This window comes from Micromonospora sp. NPDC049240, assembly GCF_040647835.1.
Lineage (GTDB): Bacteria > Actinomycetota > Actinomycetes > Mycobacteriales > Micromonosporaceae > Micromonospora.
In genome coordinates, this window is sequence record NZ_JBEZCX010000018.1 from 68,251 (window position 1) to 86,782 (window position 18,532).

At 74.4% G+C, this 18,532-nt stretch carries 21 protein-coding genes and 3 tRNA genes; 18 read left to right on the top strand and 6 right to left on the bottom strand.

Features of this window, described 5'->3' with window-relative positions; genetic code table 11:
- The first annotated feature begins 1 nt into the window (after window position 1).
- Genes AB0B02_RS25170 through AB0B02_RS25190 form a run of 5 tightly spaced genes read left to right on the top strand, consistent with a single transcriptional unit; the run spans window position 2 to window position 2,650 of the window.
- The gene (locus AB0B02_RS25170; RefSeq protein ID WP_357304125.1) at window positions 2-211 is read left to right on the top strand and encodes a hypothetical protein; all 210 of its coding nucleotides are present in this window, start codon (window positions 2-4) and stop codon (window positions 209-211) included.
- A complete protein-coding gene (locus AB0B02_RS25175; RefSeq protein WP_357304128.1) occupies window positions 211-699 on the top strand; it encodes a TadE/TadG family type IV pilus assembly protein in 489 nt (162 codons plus the stop codon). Before AB0B02_RS25170 ends, AB0B02_RS25175 begins: the two co-directional genes overlap by 1 nt.
- A complete protein-coding gene (locus tag AB0B02_RS25180; protein ID WP_357304131.1) occupies window positions 696-1,166 on the top strand; it encodes a TadE/TadG family type IV pilus assembly protein in 471 nt (156 codons plus the stop codon). The genes AB0B02_RS25175 and AB0B02_RS25180 overlap by 4 nt, the downstream gene beginning before the upstream one ends.
- Window positions 1,163-1,591 (top strand): hypothetical protein, encoded by a 429-nt coding sequence (locus AB0B02_RS25185; RefSeq protein ID WP_357304134.1) that lies wholly within the window; start codon window positions 1,163-1,165, stop codon window positions 1,589-1,591. The genes AB0B02_RS25180 and AB0B02_RS25185 overlap by 4 nt, the downstream gene beginning before the upstream one ends.
- Before the next feature lie 15 nt (window positions 1,592-1,606).
- On the top strand, window positions 1,607-2,650 hold the full coding sequence (locus tag AB0B02_RS25190) for a LysM domain-containing protein (protein ID WP_281933505.1): 1,044 nt from the start codon (window positions 1,607-1,609) through the stop codon (window positions 2,648-2,650).
- Window positions 2,651-2,758: 108 nt separating this feature from the next.
- On the opposite strand, the gene AB0B02_RS25195 is transcribed toward AB0B02_RS25190, so the two are convergent.
- Window positions 2,759-3,610 carry a Rieske 2Fe-2S domain-containing protein gene (locus tag AB0B02_RS25195; RefSeq protein ID WP_357304138.1) on the bottom strand — a complete coding sequence of 284 codons (852 nt, stop codon included), beginning with the start codon at window positions 3,608-3,610 and terminating at the stop codon, window positions 2,759-2,761.
- A 122-nt stretch (window positions 3,611-3,732) separates the two neighbouring features.
- On the opposite strand from AB0B02_RS25195, the gene AB0B02_RS25200 reads away from it, so the two are divergent.
- Genes AB0B02_RS25200 through AB0B02_RS25210 form a run of 3 tightly spaced genes read left to right on the top strand, consistent with a single transcriptional unit; the run spans window position 3,733 to window position 5,165 of the window.
- Window positions 3,733-3,942 (top strand): type II toxin-antitoxin system VapB family antitoxin, encoded by a 210-nt coding sequence (locus AB0B02_RS25200; protein WP_357304141.1) that lies wholly within the window; start codon window positions 3,733-3,735, stop codon window positions 3,940-3,942.
- Window positions 3,939-4,364 (top strand): PIN domain nuclease, encoded by a 426-nt coding sequence (locus tag AB0B02_RS25205; RefSeq protein WP_357304143.1) that lies wholly within the window; start codon window positions 3,939-3,941, stop codon window positions 4,362-4,364. The genes AB0B02_RS25200 and AB0B02_RS25205 overlap by 4 nt, the downstream gene beginning before the upstream one ends.
- Before the next feature lie 36 nt (window positions 4,365-4,400).
- Window positions 4,401-5,165 (top strand): crotonase/enoyl-CoA hydratase family protein, encoded by a 765-nt coding sequence (locus AB0B02_RS25210; protein WP_357304147.1) that lies wholly within the window; start codon window positions 4,401-4,403, stop codon window positions 5,163-5,165.
- Window positions 5,166-5,169: 4 nt separating this feature from the next.
- Here the strand turns inward: AB0B02_RS25210 and AB0B02_RS25215 are convergent, their stop codons facing one another.
- On the bottom strand, window positions 5,170-6,654 hold the full coding sequence (locus AB0B02_RS25215) for an FAD-dependent oxidoreductase (protein ID WP_357304150.1): 1,485 nt from the start codon (window positions 6,652-6,654) through the stop codon (window positions 5,170-5,172).
- A 93-nt stretch (window positions 6,655-6,747) separates the two neighbouring features.
- On the opposite strand from AB0B02_RS25215, the gene AB0B02_RS25220 reads away from it, so the two are divergent.
- On the top strand, window positions 6,748-7,848 hold the full coding sequence (locus tag AB0B02_RS25220) for a serine hydrolase domain-containing protein (protein WP_357304153.1): 1,101 nt from the start codon (window positions 6,748-6,750) through the stop codon (window positions 7,846-7,848).
- A gap of 10 nt (window positions 7,849-7,858) precedes the next feature.
- On the opposite strand, the gene AB0B02_RS25225 is transcribed toward AB0B02_RS25220, so the two are convergent.
- Both AB0B02_RS25225 and AB0B02_RS25230 read right to left on the bottom strand, forming a co-directional pair.
- On the bottom strand, window positions 7,859-9,181 hold the full coding sequence (locus tag AB0B02_RS25225) for a deoxyribodipyrimidine photo-lyase (protein ID WP_357304156.1): 1,323 nt from the start codon (window positions 9,179-9,181) through the stop codon (window positions 7,859-7,861).
- On the bottom strand, window positions 9,178-10,104 hold the full coding sequence (locus AB0B02_RS25230; RefSeq protein ID WP_281933517.1) for a phytoene/squalene synthase family protein: 927 nt from the start codon (window positions 10,102-10,104) through the stop codon (window positions 9,178-9,180). The genes AB0B02_RS25225 and AB0B02_RS25230 overlap by 4 nt, the downstream gene beginning before the upstream one ends.
- Before the next feature lie 64 nt (window positions 10,105-10,168).
- Here AB0B02_RS25230 and AB0B02_RS25235 point away from each other — a divergent pair, with 64 nt between their 5' ends.
- The 8 genes from AB0B02_RS25235 (at window position 10,169) to AB0B02_RS25270 (ending at window position 15,877) form a co-directional block, all read left to right on the top strand.
- Complete coding sequence (locus AB0B02_RS25235; RefSeq protein WP_357304160.1) at window positions 10,169-11,323, top strand: polyprenyl synthetase family protein; 1,155 nt, start codon at window positions 10,169-10,171, stop codon at window positions 11,321-11,323.
- 35 nt (window positions 11,324-11,358) lie between these two features.
- The gene (crtI, locus tag AB0B02_RS25240) at window positions 11,359-12,840 is read left to right on the top strand and encodes a phytoene desaturase family protein (protein WP_281933521.1); all 1,482 of its coding nucleotides are present in this window, start codon (window positions 11,359-11,361) and stop codon (window positions 12,838-12,840) included.
- 114 nt (window positions 12,841-12,954) lie between these two features.
- Window positions 12,955-13,575: an isopentenyl-diphosphate Delta-isomerase gene (idi, locus tag AB0B02_RS25245; protein WP_281933523.1), complete on the top strand. Its 621-nt coding sequence runs from the start codon at window positions 12,955-12,957 to the stop codon at window positions 13,573-13,575.
- A complete protein-coding gene (locus tag AB0B02_RS25250; RefSeq protein ID WP_281933526.1) occupies window positions 13,565-14,512 on the top strand; it encodes a MerR family transcriptional regulator in 948 nt (315 codons plus the stop codon). The genes idi and AB0B02_RS25250 overlap by 11 nt, the downstream gene beginning before the upstream one ends.
- A gap of 78 nt (window positions 14,513-14,590) precedes the next feature.
- Window positions 14,591-15,394 (top strand): polysaccharide deacetylase family protein, encoded by an 804-nt coding sequence (locus tag AB0B02_RS25255; RefSeq protein ID WP_281933528.1) that lies wholly within the window; start codon window positions 14,591-14,593, stop codon window positions 15,392-15,394.
- Window positions 15,395-15,549: 155 nt separating this feature from the next.
- Window positions 15,550-15,622 (top strand) — tRNA-Glu (locus tag AB0B02_RS25260).
- A 33-nt stretch (window positions 15,623-15,655) separates the two neighbouring features.
- Window positions 15,656-15,729, top strand: a tRNA-Asp gene (locus tag AB0B02_RS25265).
- Window positions 15,730-15,803: 74 nt separating this feature from the next.
- Window positions 15,804-15,877: transfer RNA gene (locus AB0B02_RS25270), tRNA-Phe, on the top strand.
- Between the two features lie 208 nt (window positions 15,878-16,085).
- Here the strand turns inward: AB0B02_RS25270 and AB0B02_RS25275 are convergent.
- Window positions 16,086-17,102, bottom strand: coding sequence for a hypothetical protein (locus tag AB0B02_RS25275; protein WP_357304166.1), 1,017 nt, complete (start codon window positions 17,100-17,102; stop codon window positions 16,086-16,088).
- A 161-nt stretch (window positions 17,103-17,263) separates the two neighbouring features.
- On the opposite strand from AB0B02_RS25275, the gene AB0B02_RS25280 reads away from it, so the two are divergent.
- The gene (locus AB0B02_RS25280) at window positions 17,264-17,779 is read left to right on the top strand and encodes an SRPBCC family protein (RefSeq protein WP_281933532.1); all 516 of its coding nucleotides are present in this window, start codon (window positions 17,264-17,266) and stop codon (window positions 17,777-17,779) included.
- A gap of 24 nt (window positions 17,780-17,803) precedes the next feature.
- On the opposite strand, the gene AB0B02_RS25285 is transcribed toward AB0B02_RS25280, so the two are convergent.
- Complete coding sequence (locus tag AB0B02_RS25285; protein ID WP_357304170.1) at window positions 17,804-18,508, bottom strand: DUF2786 domain-containing protein; 705 nt, start codon at window positions 18,506-18,508, stop codon at window positions 17,804-17,806.
- Window positions 18,509-18,532 lie beyond the last annotated feature (24 nt).

Here is an 18,532-nt window from a genome sequence, read left to right on the forward strand (position 1 = left end):
CATGCACCTCTATGCCTACCTCTACGCGACGGTGAGTACCCGCCTCGCCGAGCTGCGCCGGGACAGCGAGCGCGGCGACAGCCCGGTGCCGACCGCCGTGATCATCTTCGGGCTGGTCGCGGTGGCCATCGCGGTCACCGGGCTCGCCCTGGCCAAGGCGAACAACTGGATGAACGCCATCCCGAACAACACGGCGCCGAAGGCCCCGTGATGGCCCGCCCCGCCCGTCCGTCCCGGCGTCGACCGGCAGGTGCCGGCCGCGTCGCCGGTCCGCGCGGTCCGGGGCGCATCGCCGCCGCTGCTCGCGCCCGCCTCGACGCGGGCGGGCGCGAGCGGGGCGCCAACCCGGTCGAGCTGGCCGTGATGATGCCGGCCATCCTGGTGCTGCTCTTCGGCTCGATCCAGGTCGGCGTCTGGTTCGTGGCCCGGTCCACCGCGCTCAACGCGGCGCAGACCGGGGTGAACGCGCAACGCACGTTCGACGCCGGGCCGGACGCCGGCCGGGCCCAGGCGATCACGTTCCTGCGCCGCTCCGGCGACTGGCTGGTCGGCTGGGACAAGAACGGCCCGACCTGCGTGGAGACCGCCACCGACGTCACCTGCACGGTGCGCGGACGCTCCCTGTCGGTCGTCCCGGGCGTCGACTTCGAGGTCACGCAGACCGCGCACGGCCCCGTCGAACGCTGGACCACGGGATGAGGCCGGTGCCACGGGAGCGCGGTTCCGTCTCGATCGAGGTGGCGGTGCTCGCCCCCGCCTTCATCGGGCTGATGGTCCTCGCCGGGGTCGCCGGCCGGACCGCCGTCGCCGACGAGGCGGTGGAGTCCGCCGCGCACGACGCCGCCCGGGCCGCCTCCCTGGCGCGCGACGCCCGCGCCGGCGAGAAGGCCGCCGAGCAGGCGGCCCGCGACCAGCTCAACTGGTCCGGCCTACGCTGCACCGCCCCGCCGAGGCTGGACCTGAGCGGGTCGGTGGCCGGGCAGGAGACCACCTTCGCCACCGCGTACCGGAGCGCGGCCGGCGTGCCGGCGACCGTCACGGTGACGGTCACCTGCACCGTCTCCTTCGACGACCTGCGCGCGCCCGGTCTGCCCGGGGTGCCGGGCGGCAAGACGGTCGCGGCGCGCTTCACCTCGCCGCTTGACACCTACCGGAGCCGCGGATGACCGGCCGGCGCGGGGCGGAGAGCGGCCGGGTGAGTCTGTTCCTGGCCGTGGCGATGACCGGCGTGCTGGCCGTCGTCAGCCTCGCCTACGACGGCGCCGGGCAGCTCCGGACGCTGCAACGCGCCGACAACCTGGCCGCCGAGGCGGCCCGCAGCGGCGGTCAGATGATCGACCGCGCGAGCGCCATCGAGGGCGGTCCGAAGCGGATCGACCAGGTCGCCGCCCGTGCGGCCGTCGCCGACTACCTCCGCGCCGCGGGTGGGGTCGGTGGCCACGACGTCGACTTCCCCGTGGTCGGCCTCGAGACCCAGATCCGGGTACGCGTCCGGATCACCTACCGCCGGGACCTGATCGGGCTCTTCGGCGCGCAGAAGACCGCCACCGTCACCGGTGAGGCCACCGCTCGGGCGCTCACCGGACCGTAGGAAGGGAAGGCCGCCATGGGTGCACCCCGACGCTCCGCCGTCCACCGCGCCGGCCAGGTTCTCACCGGGCTCGGCGCTCTCGTCGTGCTCGTGGGGCTGCTGGCCGGCGGACCGGTCGCCCTGCTGGCCTTCGCCGGCAACCCGCTGCCCGACCACCTGCCCACCCTGGCCGAGGTGGGTACGGCGTTGACCAGCCGCGACGACGGGCAGCTCTTCCTGCGGGCGTTGGCCGTGGTGGGCTGGTTCGGCTGGGCCACGTTCGCGTTCTCGGTCGTGGTGGAACTGCTCGCGTCGGCGTTGCGCCGACCCGCGCCGAAGCTGCCCGGCATGCACCGCCAGCAGCGGGCCGCCGCCGCGCTGGTCGGCTCCGTGGCGCTGATCCTGGCGGCGAGCCCGGCCGCGGCCAGCGCCGCGACGCTGGCCGCGCCGCAACCGGTGGTCGCCGCGCCGGCCGTCACCACGGCGTACACCGCACCTCAGCTCGCGACGCCGACTTCTGCCGCACCGGACGCCACCGGCCCGGCGGTGTACCGGGTGGCGAAGGGCGACTACCTGGGCGAGGTGGCCGACCGTTACCTGGACGACTTCGACCGCTACCGGGAGCTGGCCCGGCTGAACCGGCTCGCCGACCCGGACCGGATCCGCCCCGGCCAACTGCTCGAACTGCCCGGCGGCGCGGTGGACGAGGGGGCCCGCCGACACGCCGCCGGCCGGCTGGTGGTGACGCCGGCGAAGCCCGCCCCGGCAAAGCCCGACGGGGGCGGTACGTCCGCGATGGCGCCGAAACCGAAGCCGAAGCCCGCGCCGCACACGCCGGCGCGGGACACCACGCCCACGGTGGAGGCACCGGAGGGGCAGCCGCCGGCCATGGCGGCGGGCGCGTCCCGGGCCACGGCCGAGGAGGGCATCAACCGCCCGTTGGCCATCTCGGCGGTGCTGGCGGTGGCGAGCATCGTGGGTGCCCAGATCGGTGCTGTCCTCGGGCTGCGCCGCCGGCCGGTGCCGGCCCGCGCGTTGGGCAGCCGCGCGCTGGGCAACGGACGGCACCGCCGCGACTGAGGCGGTGCGCCGCCGCCGCGACTGAGGCCGGTGCGCCGCTGGCGCGACTGAGGCCGGTGCGCCGCCGGTCGCCGGGTGCCGGATGCGCCGCCGGCGCGGGCGGCCGGATCAGGGCAGCCGGGCCTCGACCCGGCCGGAGACCACGCGGGTGGGCAGCACGACCTGGTCGTTGGCGGCCGGGCCGTGCACCACCTCGCCGCCGTTGAGGCGGAACGCGCTGCCGTGCCACGGGCACACCACGCAGGCGTGGCCGTCGATCTGCCGCACCTCACCCTCGCCGAGCGGGCCGCTCTGGTGCGGGCAGCGCTCCAACATCACGGTGACGTCGTCACCGTGCCGGTAGAGGATCACCGAGACGTCGTCGATCTCCCGGGTGACCAGTTCGCGCTGCGGCAGGCTGTTCAGGTCGCCCACCGGGTGCCAGCCGTCGCCGATCAGGTGCAGGTCGGAGACGCTCTGGCTGACCTGGGCCCCCTGCTTGTAGGCGAGGTGCCCACCCAGGTACGCGCCGCCGCTGGCGGCGGACAACCCCAGGTAGGCCAGCGCCCGGCCGAGGCCGTGCCGCCCGTTCAGTCGGGCCGCCAGCGAGCCGGCGTAGAGCGTGAGGCCGACGATGTTGGCCCCGGCGTGCACGAGCCCGATCCGCCGCTGGTCCCGGGAGAGCGCCGCCCAGTCGTTCCACCCGGCGACCGCCGCCGGCAACGCGCTGACCGTGCCGAGCCCGACCAGCGCGGTGGCGGCTCGGCGCTGGCCGGGCAGCAGGTCCACCACGGCGGCGGAGATCCACGCGCCGACCGGGACCTGCACCATGGCGGGGTGCAGCGGATGGCCCAGCCAGACGCCGTGCAGCGCGTCCCGGACGCGTTGCGAGCGCAGCGTGCCCTGCACGACGCGCTGGACCCGGTCGCCGACCCGGTCGAGCCCGGAGGCCTGTTCGAGCTTCGTCAGTAGTTGGCGCACCTGTTCCGACTTCCCGGCAGCAGAGCCCCCAAACCGGACGCCGGGCAAAACCCTGACCGGCTCGGGCCGGGGCGGACGACATCCTGGATATACTGCAACGGTCGGTCGCATATAGGGGCGATATGACCAAGATCCTGGTGGACGTCGACGACGAGGCGCTTGCGGACGCGGCCCGGGCGTTCGGCACCAAGACCAAGAAGGACACGGTCAACGTGGCTCTGCGCGAGGGCGCGGCCCGCCTCCGCCGCGCCCGCGCCCTGGCCGAACTGGCCGGCCGTGGACAGGCGGGTGACTTTGACGAGCTGCTCGACAAGGGGCACTACCGCTCGTGAAGCTCGCCGACTACCTGATCGACAGCAGCGCCCTCGTCCGGCTACTTCGTGACCCGGAGGTACTGGACCGGTGGGAGCAGACGGTGACCGCTGGGCTGGTCGCCGTCTGTCCACTCGTCGAACTGGAATTCCTCCACACCGCCCGGTCCGTCGCCGACCGCGCGCAACTGGCGGATCAGCTCCGGACCGTCTTCGGATGGGTGACGATGCCCGACCGGGTCTACGAGCGTGCGGCGGAGACGCAGCTCGACCTGACGGCACGGGGGACGCACCGGTCGGCCGGTGCGGTCGACCTGCTCATCGCCGCCACCGCCGAACATCACGGGCTCTCGCTGCTGCACTACGACCGGGACTTCGACCAGGTAGGCGCGGTCACCGGCCAGCCGATGCGCTGGCTGGCCCCACCCGGCGCGATCAAGTAGTAGCGTGCCCGGCGCCGTCGCGGGCATGCTGGGGCGATGGGGGTACGCGTCGAGCACGCCGACGGCGTGACCACGGTGATCCTGGACCGGCCGGAGGCCCGTAACGCGGTGGACGGGCCGACCGCCCGGGCGCTTGCCGACGCGTTCCGCGCGTTCGACGCCGACCCGGACGCGGCGGTCGCCGTGCTCTGGGGCGCGGGCGGCACGTTCTGCTCGGGCGCCGATCTCAAGGCGATCGGCACGGCGCGCGGCAACCGGGTCGAGACCGAGGGCGACGGTCCGATGGGTCCGACCCGGATGCGCCTGTCCAAGCCGGTCGTCGCCGCGATCTCCGGGTACGCGGTGGCCGGCGGCCTGGAGCTGGCGCTCTGGTGCGACCTGCGGGTCGCCGAGTCGGACGCGACGCTCGGGGTGTTCTGCCGGCGGTGGGGGGTGCCGTTGATCGACGGCGGGACGGTCCGGCTGCCCCGGCTGATCGGGGAGAGCCGGGCGATGGACCTGATCCTCACCGGACGGCCGGTGCCGGCCGACGAGGCGTACGCGATGGGGTTGGTGAACCGGCTGGTCCCGCCCGGTGCGGCCCGGGCGGAGGCCGAGCGGCTGGCCGCCGGGATCGCCCGGCACCCGCAGACCTGCCTGCGCAACGACCGGGCGGCGGTGCTCGACGGCGCCGGCCGGCCCGAGCCGGAGGCGCTCGCCGTGGAGCTGGCCTACGGCACGGAGTCGCTCGCGGTCGACGGGGTGCGTGGCGCCGGCCGGTTCGCCGCCGGTGCCGGCCGGCATGGTGCGCCGGCCGGCTGAGGCGTCACTTCAGGTTGCGCAACGCGTCCTCGATGGCCCGGTGGAACGTCGGGTACGTGTAGATCATGTGCCGGAGCTGGCTGATCGGCACCGCCGCGTGCACGGCCACCAGCAGCGCGGAGAGCACCTCGCCGCCGGCCGGGCCGGCCGAGGTGGCGCCGACCAGTACGCCCTGGTCGGCGTCGGCGACCAGCTTGACGAAACCGGCGTTGCCGGTCTTGTGGATCCAGCCCCGGGTGGACGAGGTCAGGTCGGTGTACCCGATCTGGACGTTGATGCCCCGGTCACGGGCCTGCTGCTCGGTGAGGCCGACGGCGCCCACCTCGGGGTCGGTGAACGTGACCCGGGGCAGCGCCCGGTAGTCGGCGACCGGGACGCTGCCCGGCGCGACCGTCGACCCGCCCGCGCTCATCGCACCGCCGACGGCGCTGACCACGCCGGCCGCGCCCCCGACCACGCTCGCGGTGCCGCTGGCGTCCGGCCCGCCCCGGGTCCGCCGCATGTGGTCGAGCACGTCGGCCACCACGATGCCGGCCTGGTACATGGCGATGTGGGTGAACGCGCCCTCGCCGGTGAGGTCGCCGACCGCCCAGATGCCCTCGGTGACGTGCATCCGGTCGTTGACCGGCAGGTAGCGCTGCGTGGCGTCCACGCCGACCGTGTCCAGCCCCAACTCCTCCAGGTGTGCCCGGCGGCCGGTCACCACCAGCAGCTTCTCGCCGCGGAACGTGGCGTCGTCGCCGTGGACGGTGAACTCGTCGCCGTCGTGGCTGACCCGGCCGGCCTTGACCCCGGTGTGGATCTCCACCCCGTCGGCGCGCAGCGCGTCGGCGGCGAGCGCGGACGCCTCCGGTTCCTCGACGGCGAGCACCCGGTCGCCGGCCTCCACGACGGTGACCCGCACGCCGAACCGGGCGAACACCTGGGCCAGTTCCAGCCCGATCGCGCCGCCGCCGAGCACCAGCATCGTGCCCGGCAACTCCTCGACCTCGATGGCCTGGTGGTTGGTCCAGTACGGCGTGTCGGCCAGCCCGTCGACCGGCGGGATCGAGGGCCGGGTGCCGGTGCCGAGCACCACCCCGTAGCGGGCCTCGAAGACCTGGTCGCCGACGCGTACCCAGTTCGGGCCGTCGAGCCGGCCGCTGCCGCGTACGAACCGGCCGCCCTTGCCGGTGAAGCGGTCCACCGCCGCCTTGTCGTCCCAGGTGTCGGTGGCCTCCTGGCGGATCCGCTTCGCGACCGGCGCCCAGTCGGGGCGCACCTGCGCGGACCCGGCCAGCTCGTTCACCCGGTGCGCCTCGGCCAGCGCGTTGGCCGCCCGGATCATCATCTTGCTCGGCACGCACCCCCAGTAGGGGCACTCGCCGCCGACCAGGTCCCGTTCGATGCCGACCACGTCGAGGCCGGCCTCGGCGAGCCGCCCGGCCACCTCCTCGCCGCCGACGCCGAGCCCGACCACGACCACGTCCACCAGTTCCGGCTCTGCCATCCCGCCAGCATTCCGCACAGCCGGGGTCGCCGACCACCGGACCCGGCCGGAATTCCTCCGCCGGTAATGAGTGCGACCGCCTACCGTGACCGGATGCACGCGCGTTTCGCCCCGGTCCGGGACTGCTTCCACGACCTGTTCACCGCCGGCCGGGAGACCGGCGCGGCGCTGTCCGTCTGGCACGACGGCACGCCGGTGCTGGAGCTGGTGGGCGGCAGCCGCGTGGCCGTACCGCCAGGTGCGGTGACGCCGGCCGTCGGGGCGGGTCGGCCATGGCTGCCGGACACGCTCGTCGACGTCTACTCGGTGGGCAAGCCGGTGGTGGCGTGCTGCCTGTTGTTGCTGGTCGACCGGGGTCGGGTCGACCTGGACGCGCCGGTGTCCGCGTACTGGCCGGGGTTCCGCGCCCCGGCCACCGTGCGGCAGGTGCTCGACCACACCGCCGGGTTGCCGGCCTTCCCGGTGCCCCGGCCCGCCGAGGCGGTCACCGACTGGGAGCTGCTCTGCGCCGACCTGGCCGCGGCCGAGCCCGAATGGGTGCCGGGCACCGTCGCGGGCGAGCACGCCTGGACGTACGGGCACCTGGTGGGTGAGCTGGTCCGTCGGGTGGACGGGCGGTCGGTGGGGCGTTTCCTGGCCGAGGAGATCGCCGGCCCGTGGCGGCTGGATCTGGCCTTCGGACTGGGCCCGGCCGACCGGCGGCGGTGCGCCGACCTGTCGTACGGCGATCCGGGCTGGCCGGACCGGACGCGCGGTGAGCCCGGCTCGCTGCGGGCCCGGGCGCTGGACAACCCGCCGGGCGGGCGGGACGTCGCCGTGGTGAACGGCGACGCGTGGCGGGCCGCGGAGATCCCGGCGGTGAACCTGCACGCCACCGCGTCCGGGCTGGCCCGGTTCTACGCGGGTCTGCTCGCCGGCGGCATCCTCGACGGGATCCGGCTGTTCGGTCCGGACCTGGTGGCCGAGGCGACCCGGGTGCAGTACGCCGGCCCGGATCTGGTGCTGGACCGGACGGCGCACTGGACGCTCGGCATGCAGTGGGAGCCGGACGGCAGTTGGGGCATGGGCGGGATCGGTGGCAGCAGCGCCTGGGCCGACCCGGCGCGCGGCTACACGTTCGCCTACGCCACCGCGCGGCTGGCCGACCACGACCGGGTGGACGAGCTGGCCGAGGCGTTGCACGCCTGCCTGTGACCGGGTGCGGTCAGCGCATCCAGACCGGGTCGCTGCCGGGGACGTCCAGCGGCGGCGGGTAGTCGAGGCCCCGGCGGGTCTCGTCGGGCAGCCGCCACGGCTGGTGCACCGCCTTGCCCGGCACCGACTCCAGCTCCGGCACCCAGCGCCGCACGTACGCGCCGTCCGGGTCGTAGCGCTCGGCCTGCCGCACCGGGTTGAAGCCCCGGTACGACCGGGAGTCGTTGCCGGTGCCGGCCACCCACTGCCAGTTGCCGGAGTTGTTGACCCGGTCGCCGTCGAGCAGCCAGCGGAAGAAGACGTCCAGGCCCGGCCGCCAGTCCAGCCCGAGATGCTTGGTCAGGTAGCCGGCCGTGATCAGCCGGGCCCGGTTGTGCATCCAGCCCTGGGCGCGCATCTGCCGCATGCCGGCGTCCACGATCGGCATCCCGGTGCGCCCCTCCGTCCAGGCCGCCAGCGCGTGGCTGTCGTCCCGCCAGTCCTCCCGGGCACCCCGTCGGTAGGCGGTGGTGGACAGGTCCGGGAAACCGGCGACGACCTGGTGGTAGAAGTCGCGCCAGCAGAGCTGCCGGACGAACGGCCCGTCGCGGTCGCCGGCCCGGTTCGCCACCGCCAGCGGGGAGACGCAACCCCATCGGAGGTACGGGCTGAGCCGGGAGGTGTCGTCGCCGGCCATGTCGTCGTGGATGTCGTCGTACCGGTCGAGGGTGGGCAGCCAGGCGGTGAGGCGGCGCCGGGCGACGCTCTCCCCGCCCTCGGCGGCGTCCGGGCTGTCGCCCTTCGGCGGTTCCGGCAGCCGGCCCGGGTCGACGCCGTCGGGCAGCCGGACCCGCTTCGGCGCGGCCAACTCCTCCCGGAGCTGCACGCCCTGCCAGGCGCGGAAGTAGGGGCTGAACACCCGGTAGTGGTCGCCGCCGGTCGGCCGCAGCGCGCCCGGCTCGACGATGGTCAGCCCGGGGAAGAGCCGGAGGAACATCCGGTGCCGCTCGCACTCGGCGCGCAGGCGGCGTTCCCGCCGGTGGGCGTACCGGGTCACGTCGGCGGAGAGCCCGATGCCCTCGGCGTCGACCCGGCGCGCCAGCTTGACCGTCTCGGCCACCGGGTCGCCGCGTCGGACGACCAGGTCGCCGCCGCGTCTGCGCAGCGACTCGCGCAGCTCGGCCAAACTCTGGTGGAGGAAGCGGGTGCGGTTCGGGGAGAGCGTCGCAAGCGTCGGGTCGAGCACGTAGAGCGGCACCACCCGGTCGAACGCCGAGACGGCCGCCGCGAGCGCCGGGTGGTCGTGCACCCGCAGGTCGCGGGTGAACAGCACGACGGCCGTACGCTCGGTCATCCGGCCAGGGCCGGGGTGAGCGCCGGGCCGGGCACCCGCACCGGCGTGCCGGTCGGGGTGAGCAGCGACCGGGCAGCCACCGACATCCGCCGCCGTTGCGGCACCAGGGCCCGGCGGACGAAGACGTCGAAGTCCTGGGCGGCGACCTCGTCGAGGATGCCGCCGTAGAGCGCGTACGCGGTGCGCATGCACGCCTGCGAGGCGGGGTTGAGCAGCGGGATGCCGGGCGCGGCGGCGAGGTAGTGGGCCTGGGCGCGGGTCACCTCGTACTCGATCAGCTCGCGGATCGCCGGCGTGGTCCGCCCGGCGGCCTTCGCGGCGAGCAGGTCGTCGCGGGTGACGTCGAACTTGGCCAGGTCCTCGTCGGGCAGGTAGGTCCGGCCGCGGTCGAGGTCCTCGGCGACGTCCCGGATGAAATTGGTGAGCTGGAACGCGAAGCCGAGCTGGCGGGCGGGTTCCCGGGCGGCGGCCGGATCGGAGCTGCCCAGGATCGGCAGCATCATGGTGCCGATGACGGCGGCCGAGCCCTCCATGTAGTCGAGCAGGTCGTCGTAGGTCGGGTACGACATCACCGTCAGGTCCATCGCCATGCTGCGCAGGAACGACGCGAAGTCGGCGCGGTCCAGGTCGAACACGGCGATGGTGTGCAGCACGGCGGGGAGCAGCGGGTCGTCGACCGACGCACCGTGCAGGCCGGCGACGAACCGGTCCGACCATTCGCGCAACCTGGCGGCCCGCTCGGCGGGCGGCAGGTCCTCGGTGCGGTCGACGATCTCGTCCGCGTAGCGGGTGAAGCCGTACAGGGCGTGCACATGCCGCCGTTTCCAAGCGGGGAGCAGCCGGGTGGCGAGATAGTAGGTACGGCCGTGACGCCGGTGCAGCTCGCGGCAACGGTCATAGGCAGCGGTGAGATCCGTGTCCACCGACCCTCCTCGGTTTCGACGCAGCAATCGACGCAACTCGTAACCCTAGGGTACGCTCCCTCACATGGCCAACGACGCAGTTGCGGGTAATGCGCTCCGCGTCGCGCCGGCACAGCCGGAAGCGACGGACGATCCGGTCCGCGGCGTACTGGCCGCGTTCACGAAAGACCTGGTCAGGGGCGTTGACGACACGTTGACGGCATTCCTGGCCGCCGAAGTCGACGCACTGACCGAGATCGACGCAGCCATGGGTGGTTTCGCCGCGACCGCACGCGACTGCGTGCTGGCCGGCGGCAAGCGGGTGCGCCCCACGTTCGCGTACTGGGGCTGGCGCGGGGTGGTCGGCGGCGACGCGCCGCTCGGCACGGTGCTGCCCGCCCTGTCCGCGCTGGAGCTGCTGCACGCGTTCGCACTGGCACACGACGACGTGATGGACGGCTCCGACACCCGGCGCGGCCGGCCCACCGCACACCGCGCCGCCGCCGCGCGGCACCGGGCCGCCGGGCACACCGGCGATCCCGACCGGTACGGCGAGGCGGTGGCCGTGCTCATCGGCGACCTCTGCATGGTCTGGGCCGACCGGCTGATGGCACACGCCACCGTGCCCGCGGACCGGCTGCTCGACGTGCGCCGCTGCTACGACCAGATGCGGGTGGAGACGGTCGCCGGGCAGTTCCTCGACGTGCTCGGCGAGAACGACGCGGCGAGCTGGTCGGTCGACCGGGCGCTGCGGGTGGCCCGTTACAAGACCGCCAGCTACACCGTGCAGCGACCGCTGCTCTTCGGCGCCTGCCTGGGCGGCGCGGACGCGGACGGCCCGCTGATCGCCGCGTACACCCGCTACGGGCTGGCCGTCGGTGAGGCGTTCCAGCTCCGCGACGACCTGCTCGGCGTCTACGGCGACCCGGCGACCACCGGCAAGCCGGCCGGGGACGACCTGCGCACCGGCAAGCCGACCGCGCTGCTGATGCTGGCCCGGCAGCTCGCCGACCCGGCGCAACGCCGCACGCTGGACCGGGCCGGCACGGTCGCCGACGCGTCCGAGGTGGCCCACCTGGCCGACCTGGTCCGGGACACCGGGGCCACGGCCCGGGTGGAGCTGATGATCGCCGAACGGGTGACCGAGGCGCTGGCCGCGCTCGACACCGCACCTATCGACGAGACCGCGCGCACCGCGTTGACCGGCCTCGCCACCGCCGCCACCGCGCGGCGGTCCTGATGAACACCTTCGTGAGCACGAGCAAGGGAGCCGGAATGCGGACCGTGAACGGACGGACCGACCGGGTGGTCGTGGTCGGCGCCGGGCTGGGTGGGCTGGCCTGCGCGCTGCACCTGGCCGGCAGCGGCCGTCAGGTGACCGTGCTGGAACGCGAGCCGGTGCCCGGCGGGCGCGCCGGCCGGCTCAGCGTCGACGGGTACGAGTTCGACACCGGGCCGACCGTGCTCACCATGCCCGACCTGATCGCCGAGGCGCTGGGCGCGGTGGGCGAGGAGCTGGGCGACTGGCTCGACCTGACCCCGCTCGACCCGGCCTACCGTGCCTACTACCCGGACGGGTCGACGCTCGACGTCATCACCGACACCACCCGGATGGCCGCCGAGATCGCCAAGGTCTGCGGCCCTCGGGAGGCGGACGGCTACCTGCGCTTCGTCGACTACGCGCGCAACCTGTGGAAGTGGGAGCGGGCCGACTTCATCGAGCGCAACCTCGACGCGCCGACCGACCTGCTCACCGGCAACCTGCTGAAGCTGTTCGCCAACGGCGCGTTCCGGCGACTCCAGACGAAGATCAACCAGTTCTTCCGCGACCCGCGTACCCAGCGAATCTTCTCCTTCCAGGCGATGTACGCCGGCCTGTCGCCGCACGACGCGCTGGCCATCTACACGGTCATCGCGTACCTCGACTCGGTGGCCGGGGTCAGCTTCCCGCGCGGCGGCATCCACGCGGTCTCCCGCGGCATGGCCGGCGCGGCCGAGAAGCACGGCGTGCAGATCCGGTACGGCACCACGGTGACCCGGGTCGAGACCGCCCACGGCCGGGCCACCGGCGTGATCACCTCGGACGGCGAGTTCGTTCCGGCCGACGTGGTGGTGCTCAACCCGGACCTGCCCGTCGCCTACCAGGAGCTGCTGCCGGAGAGCCGGCAGCGCAAGCTCACCTACTCGCCGTCCTGTGTGGTCCTGCACGTCGGTTCGACGCAGGGCTATGGCAAGATCGCCCACCACAACATCCACTTCGGACGCGCCTGGAAGGGCACGTTCGACGAGGTGATCCGGCGAGGCGAGCTGATGACCGACCCGTCGCTGCTGGTGACGAACCCGAGCCGCACCGACCCGTCGGTGGCCCCGGCCGGCAGGCACACCTACTACGTGCTGGCCCCGGTGCCGAACCTCGACCGGGCGCCGTTCGACTGGGCCGGTGACCTCACCGGGCGCTACGCCGACCAGCTCGTGGCCACGCTGGAGGAGCGCGGCTACGTCGGTTTCGGCGACGGCATCGAGGTGCTGCGCACCGTCACACCGGCCGACTGGGCCGCGCAGGGCATGGCCGCCGGCACCCCGTTCGCCGCCGCGCACAGCCTCTTCCAGACCGGCCCGTTCCGGCCGTCGAACCTGCACCGCACGCTGGGCAACGTGGTCTTCGTCGGCTCCGGGACCCAGCCCGGCGTGGGGGTGCCGATGGTGCTGATCAGCGGCAAGCTGGCCGCCGCGCGAATCACCGGGCAGTCCCGGTGAGCGCGAGGAGCGTAGCGAAGCGGAGCCCCGCAGTCGCGAACGAAAGGCGGGCCCGGTGAGCGCGAGGAGCGTAGCGAAGCGGAACCCCGCAGTCGCGAACGAAAGGCGGGCCCGATGACCGGGCGGGAGAAGCACCTGGTCGAGCTGGTCGACGACGGTGGCCGGGTGATCGGCGAGACCACCGTGGCCACCGCCCACCAGCCGCCCGGCCGGCTGCACCGGGCCTTCTCGGTGCTGCTCGTCGACCCCGCCGGCCGGGTCCTGCTCCAGCGGCGGGCCGCGGTCAAGACCCGGTTCCCGCTGCGCTGGGCGAACTCCTGCTGCGGGCACCCGCTGCCCGGCCAGTCGCTGGCCGACGCCGCCAACCGCCGGCTCGGTGAGGAACTGGGCGTCGATCCGGTCAGCCTGACCGAGGTGGGGACGTACCTCTACTACGCCGAGGATCCGGCCACCGGCCGGGTCGAGTTCGAGTACGACCACGTGCTGCGCGCCGACGTGCCCGCCGACCTGCCCACCCGGCCCGACCCGGACGAGGTGGCCGAGTTGCGTTGGGTGGATCCGGGCGCGGTGATCGCCGACCTCGACGCCGACCCCCGGGCGTACGCGCCCTGGCTGGGCGGCGTGGTGAACCGGCTCCTGCATCCCGCCGATCCGGCCCGGTCGGGCGGGCCCGCCGAATCATCCCGGTCGGGCGTGCCCGCCGCCGAGGCACCGGAGCGGTCGGGTGGCCGATGAGGCGCTGAGCGCGGGGGCCGTCGCGCGCCGGTTGGGCGTGGCGGTCACCACGCTGCGCACCTGGCACCAGCGGTACGGTCTCGGGCCCAGTGAGCACGTGCCCGGCCACCACCGGCGCTACACGCCCGCCGACCTCGCCCGGCTGGAGATCATGCGGCGGCTCACCGTGGAGGGGGTCTCGCCCGCCGAGGCGGCCCGCTGGGCCCGGCAGGCGCCGGCCGTGCCGCCGCCGGAACGGGCCGGCCTGAAGGCCGGCGTCAGCACCGCCCGGGACGGCGGCGGGGCCACCATCCCGGTCGGGCGGGCCGGCCCGGTCGCCCGTGGCCTGGCCCGGGCCGCCATGCGGCTGGACTCGGTGGCGATCGGCCGCACCATCGCGGACTCGCTCGCCGCGGACGGCGTGGTGGCGACCTGGGAGGGGCTGCTCCGGCCGGTGCTCGCCGGCATCGGGGAGCGGCACGCCGCCACCGCCGGTCTGATCGAGGTGGAGCACCTGGTGTCCCGGTGCGTCTCCGAGGCGTTCGCGTCGGTGGCGCGCGCGCACCCGGCCGTCGGAACGCCTCGGATCCTGCTCTCCTGCGCGGACGAGGAGCAGCACTCGCTACCCCTGGAGGCGCTGGCCGCCGCGCTGGCCGAGATCGGTGTGAGCTATCGCATGCTCGGGGCCCGGGTGCCGACGCCCGCCCTGGTCGAGGCCGTCAACCGGACCGGGCCGGCGGCCGTGGTGGTCTGGTCGCACATCCGCGCCACCGCCGATCCGCACCAGCTCATCGCGCTGCTGGCCGCCCCGCGCCGGCCGCTGCTGGTGCTGGCCGCCGGGCCGGGCTGGCGGGCCGACTCGCTACCGGCCGGAGTGGTCCGCCCGGTCGACCTGGCCGAGGCGCTCTCGCTGGCCGTGGCCGTACGGGATTCGCTGGATCAGTCGACGGCGGGCTGAGGCCCCACTCCCGCTCCGGGGGTGGCGTCCACTACGGTCGGAAAGTCCGTCTGACCCGACCCCCTCCGGGAGCGACAGATGCCTCGACGCACCCTGTTGGCGTTCGCCCTCGGCCTGGTACTCCTCGTCACCGGCTGCGGCGGCCCGGGCAAGACCCCCCAACGGGTCACCGCCCAGCCGTCCGTCCCGGCCGCGCCGCCGCCGACGCCGACGCCGACACCCAGTCCGAAGCCCCAGCCGAGCCGCACCACCCCGAAGCCGAAGCCGACGCTGCGTCCGCTGCCCAAGAAGCTCCCGGCCGGGCTGCACCGGCGCAGCGGCAGCCCTGGGGTGGCGCTCACGTTCGACGACGGGCCGGATCCCCGCTACACGCCGCAGATCCTGGCCCAGCTCCGGGCGGCCCACGTCACCGCCACGTTCTGTCTGGTCGGTAAGCAGGCCAAGCGCTACCCGCACCTGGTGGCCCAGATCGTCCGCGAGGGGCACCAGCTCTGCAACCACAGTTGGCGGCACGACGTGGACCTCGGCCGGCGGCCGGCGGCCGAGATCCGGGCCGACCTGGAACGGACGAACCGGGCCATCCGCGCCGCCGCGCCCGATGCGCCGATCACCTGGTTCCGCCAGCCGGGCGGCCGGTGGACCGCCGAGGAACTCACCGTCGCCCGGCAACTGGGCCTGCGTCCGCTGCACTGGAGCGTCGACCCGCAGGACTGGGACCACCCGCCGGCGAAGAAGATCATCGCGCGGGTGGAGTCGGCCGCCCATCACGGGTCGGTCGTGCTGATGCACGACGCGGGCGGCGACCGAACCCAGACCATGGCCGCGTGCCGGCGCCTGATTCCCGATCTCAAGCGGCGGTACGGCATCGTCCGGCTCCGGTGACACCGCCACTGAGCTGCGGCTTCGCTCGGCAGTGTGCGGGCGGCCATACCGGTTTGGTCGTCCGAGGAGGGATGGCATATGCTTCTCCTGCCTCCGGCGGGGCCGGATGGGAGCAAGTCCGCTTGAAGTTGCGAGTGTGCAATGATGGCGGGGCCGCCCTCATCGTCTAGCGGCCCAGGACGTCGCCCTTTCAAGGCGGTAGCACGGGTTCGAATCCCGTTGGGGGCACGGTCCGGCTCGCGCCGGATGCAACATCAGCAAGGTCCTGTGGAGCAGTTGGAGTGCTCGCCGCCCTGTCAAGGCGGAGGTCGCGGGTTCAAGTCCCGTCAGGACCGCAAGCGCTGACGCCGCGCACCTCATGCGCGGCGTTCTGCGTATCGGCTGTGCGGTAGCATGTGCCGAGCACCACGGCCAGGTAGCTCAGTTGGTACGAGCGTCCGACTGAAAATCGGAAGGTCGGCGGTTCGACCCCGCCCCTGGCCACATAGCCTTTCGCCGGGCTACAGGAGCGCCGACCAGCGGAAACGCCGGTCGGCGTTTCGCTGTAAACACACCGATCCCGTCGCACGACTCGCGGGTTCCGTAGGAGATCTTGGAAGCTCCGGGCCCCTCCGAGGGCCATTTCCTTCCAAGATCTAGCGCAGCCCGCGCCGCAGGCGGCGCTTCGGGGACGGCCGGGCTGAGCGCGCGTTCACCGTCTCGGGCGGTGCTGGCCCATGCCGCCCTGGATCGCCTCCCAGACACTCCGGCCGGCCTGCCGCAACGTCTGCCCGGCCTGCCCGGCCAACTGGGCTGCCCCGGCACCGGGCGGTTGGCCCGACCCGCCCGACCCGGTCTCGCCGCCCGACCCGCCGGGCCCGGCCGCCCCGCCCGACCCGCCGGGCCCAGCCTCGCCGCCCGACCCGCCCGCCCCGCTCGGCCCGCCCGACCCGGCCTCGCCGTCGGCCCGCGAGGCACGGGCGGCGGACGGCGGTCCGGTCCCCGGCCCGGCGTCACCGCTGGACCCCGCGTCATGGGGGGAGGCGACGCCGGCTTCGGCCCCCGAGGGGGCGGCCTCACCTTCCGCCTCCGACGCGGGCTCGCGCACCGACCCGGTCTTGGCCGGCCGAGCACTGCCGGCCGGCCATTCCGCTGCCGGGGCTGAGAATCCCGCCTCCGGCCCGCCCCCGGACGGTGCCCGCGCACCCGCCCCGGAGGGAGTCCTCCGCTCGATCTGGCCGGCCCGGTCGACCACCTCGCCGGCCTGGGCCACCTGCCGTCCGGCCCGGTCGAGCACCTCACCGGGCTCGGCCACCTCCTCCACGACCGGCACGGCGACCCGGCCGGCCGCACGGTGCACGTCGTCGACCGTCACTCCGACGGAACGGGCCAGCGCGTCGATCAGTTGCGGGTTGCGGTCGATCGTCGTCAGCGCCCGGTCCAGGATCTGCACCAGCTTCTCCAGCCGTACCTTGAGCAGGGCCTCGGCCCGGACCCCGGTGACGTCCAACTCGACGCCCTCCAGGTGCACCCGCACGCCCGCGTCGAGTTGGAGCAGGTTGGCCAGCCGGGCCCGCAGCGAGAGGTCCGCGTCGAGCCCGTCGACCGCGAGCCGGATCTCGTCGACCGACAACTCCGGCACGTCGAGCAGGACGTCCGGCTCCGGCTCGGCCGCAGCCCGGGAGACGGTCGGCTCCCGGGCCCGTTCGGTGGCTCCGCTGTCGCTCATGCTCCGCTCCCCCATGGGTCGGTCCGGGCCAGCGGCGGTTACCCGCTTTCGGATACGACATCCGCCGGGCGGTTCACGGTCGGGAACCCGCGTTCCCGCTGTCCGGAAGCAGCCGAAAGCAAAGCTGCACAGCGAGACATCAGCCGGTATGGTCCGGGCTTATGGGACAGGAGATGGCCGATCCGGATGAGGTCCGGCAGGAATCCGACCGCTTCTACCTCCGCAGCAGCATCCTCGTCCCGGCATCCGGCGAGCGGGCGTACGCCGTCTTCACCGGCGCGCTGGCCGACTGGTGGGTGCGCGAATACACCTGGTCCGGGCCGGAGGCGCTGGCCGGGCTCGGGGTCGAGCCGAGGGCCGGCGGCATGCTCTACGAGATCGGCCCGTACGGCTTCCGCAACGACTGGGGCCGCGTGCTGACCTGGGATCCGCCCCGCCGGCTGGTCTTCACCTGGCAGATCGGGCCGGACCGGGTGCCGGTGCCGGACCCGGCCCGGGCCAGCGAGGTGGAGGTGCTCTTCCACCCGGAGGGCCCCGACTCGACCCGGGTGGACGTCGAGCACCGTTACTTCGACCGGCACGGCTCGGCCGCCGAGGGCTACCGCGAGGCGCTCACCGCCGGCTGGCACGAGCTGCTCTGCCGCTACCTGGCGACGGTCACCCGGACCACCGACTGACCGACCGCCACGCGACCGCGCGACTCAGCCGGCGATGCCCCGGCTCGCGCCGCTGCCGGTCAGTCCGGTGTCGCCCAGGTCGGCCCGGCGGCCCGCGGCGGCGCCCGAGCCGAAGCCACCCCCGGCGAGCCGGCGGCGCGGGGCGGTACGCAGTCGCGGGTACGTCTCGGCGACCCGGCGCTGGACGCGGTCGGAGCGGTCGGCGAGCACCAGCGCCACCGACGGCACGCCGGCCTCGGCGGCGGCGCCGGCCTCGGCCGCGCGGAGCCGCTCGGCGATCACCTGGGCGAAGCCGGCCAGCCAGGTGCGCCGGAACGCGGCCGGGTGCTCCCCGACCGGCACGGCGGCCCCGGCCAGCCCGTGCGCCGCCTGGACCAGCAGCGAGGTGAAGAGCAGCTCGACCCGTTCCAGGTCGCTGGCGAAGCCGAACAGGTGCATGACGAAGCCGTTGCCGTGGCGGCGGCGGACGCAGCGGCAGCGCAGCGGGTCGGCGACGGCGGCGAGCAGGCCGGCCTTGTCCCGGGCGTACGGGGCGACCACCTCGACCGTCCGGTCACCGACCGGGTCGACGGCCGGGTCCCGGGCGGCGAGCAGCGCCCGGTCGACGCCGTACCGGGCGATCAGCTCGGTGGCCTTGGCCGTGAACGTGGCCGCCTCGGCGGGCGTGCAGGCCGGGTCCTCGGCCTGGGCGAGCAGCTTGCGCACCTTGCTGAGCATCGCCTCGGACATCAGTCAGGGTTACCACAACGAGGC

Excerpts from the sequence above, each read along its gene's own strand:
- AB0B02_RS25170 (WP_357304125.1), top strand. The coding sequence starts at position 2 with ATGCACCTCTATGCCTACCTCTACGCGACGGTGAGTACCCGCCTCGCC.
- AB0B02_RS25175 (WP_357304128.1), top strand. The coding sequence starts at position 211 with ATGGCCCGCCCCGCCCGTCCGTCCCGGCGTCGACCGGCAGGTGCCGGC.
- AB0B02_RS25180 (WP_357304131.1), top strand. The coding sequence starts at position 696 with ATGAGGCCGGTGCCACGGGAGCGCGGTTCCGTCTCGATCGAGGTGGCG.
- AB0B02_RS25185 (WP_357304134.1), top strand. The coding sequence starts at position 1,163 with ATGACCGGCCGGCGCGGGGCGGAGAGCGGCCGGGTGAGTCTGTTCCTG.
- AB0B02_RS25190 (WP_281933505.1), top strand. The coding sequence starts at position 1,607 with ATGGGTGCACCCCGACGCTCCGCCGTCCACCGCGCCGGCCAGGTTCTC.
- AB0B02_RS25200 (WP_357304141.1), top strand. The coding sequence starts at position 3,733 with ATGACCAAGATCCTGGTGGACGTCGACGACGAGGCGCTTGCGGACGCG.
- AB0B02_RS25210 (WP_357304147.1), top strand. The coding sequence starts at position 4,401 with ATGGGGGTACGCGTCGAGCACGCCGACGGCGTGACCACGGTGATCCTG.
- AB0B02_RS25215 (WP_357304150.1), bottom strand. The coding sequence starts at position 6,654 with ATGGCAGAGCCGGAACTGGTGGACGTGGTCGTGGTCGGGCTCGGCGTC.
- AB0B02_RS25220 (WP_357304153.1), top strand. The coding sequence starts at position 6,748 with ATGCACGCGCGTTTCGCCCCGGTCCGGGACTGCTTCCACGACCTGTTC.
- AB0B02_RS25225 (WP_357304156.1), bottom strand. The coding sequence starts at position 9,181 with ATGACCGAGCGTACGGCCGTCGTGCTGTTCACCCGCGACCTGCGGGTG.
- AB0B02_RS25235 (WP_357304160.1), top strand. The coding sequence starts at position 10,169 with ATGGCCAACGACGCAGTTGCGGGTAATGCGCTCCGCGTCGCGCCGGCA.
- crtI (WP_281933521.1), top strand. The coding sequence starts at position 11,359 with ATGCGGACCGTGAACGGACGGACCGACCGGGTGGTCGTGGTCGGCGCC.
- idi (WP_281933523.1), top strand. The coding sequence starts at position 12,955 with ATGACCGGGCGGGAGAAGCACCTGGTCGAGCTGGTCGACGACGGTGGC.
- AB0B02_RS25255 (WP_281933528.1), top strand. The coding sequence starts at position 14,591 with ATGCCTCGACGCACCCTGTTGGCGTTCGCCCTCGGCCTGGTACTCCTC.
- AB0B02_RS25275 (WP_357304166.1), bottom strand. The coding sequence starts at position 17,102 with ATGAGCGACAGCGGAGCCACCGAACGGGCCCGGGAGCCGACCGTCTCC.
- AB0B02_RS25280 (WP_281933532.1), top strand. The coding sequence starts at position 17,264 with ATGGGACAGGAGATGGCCGATCCGGATGAGGTCCGGCAGGAATCCGAC.
- AB0B02_RS25285 (WP_357304170.1), bottom strand. The coding sequence starts at position 18,508 with ATGTCCGAGGCGATGCTCAGCAAGGTGCGCAAGCTGCTCGCCCAGGCC.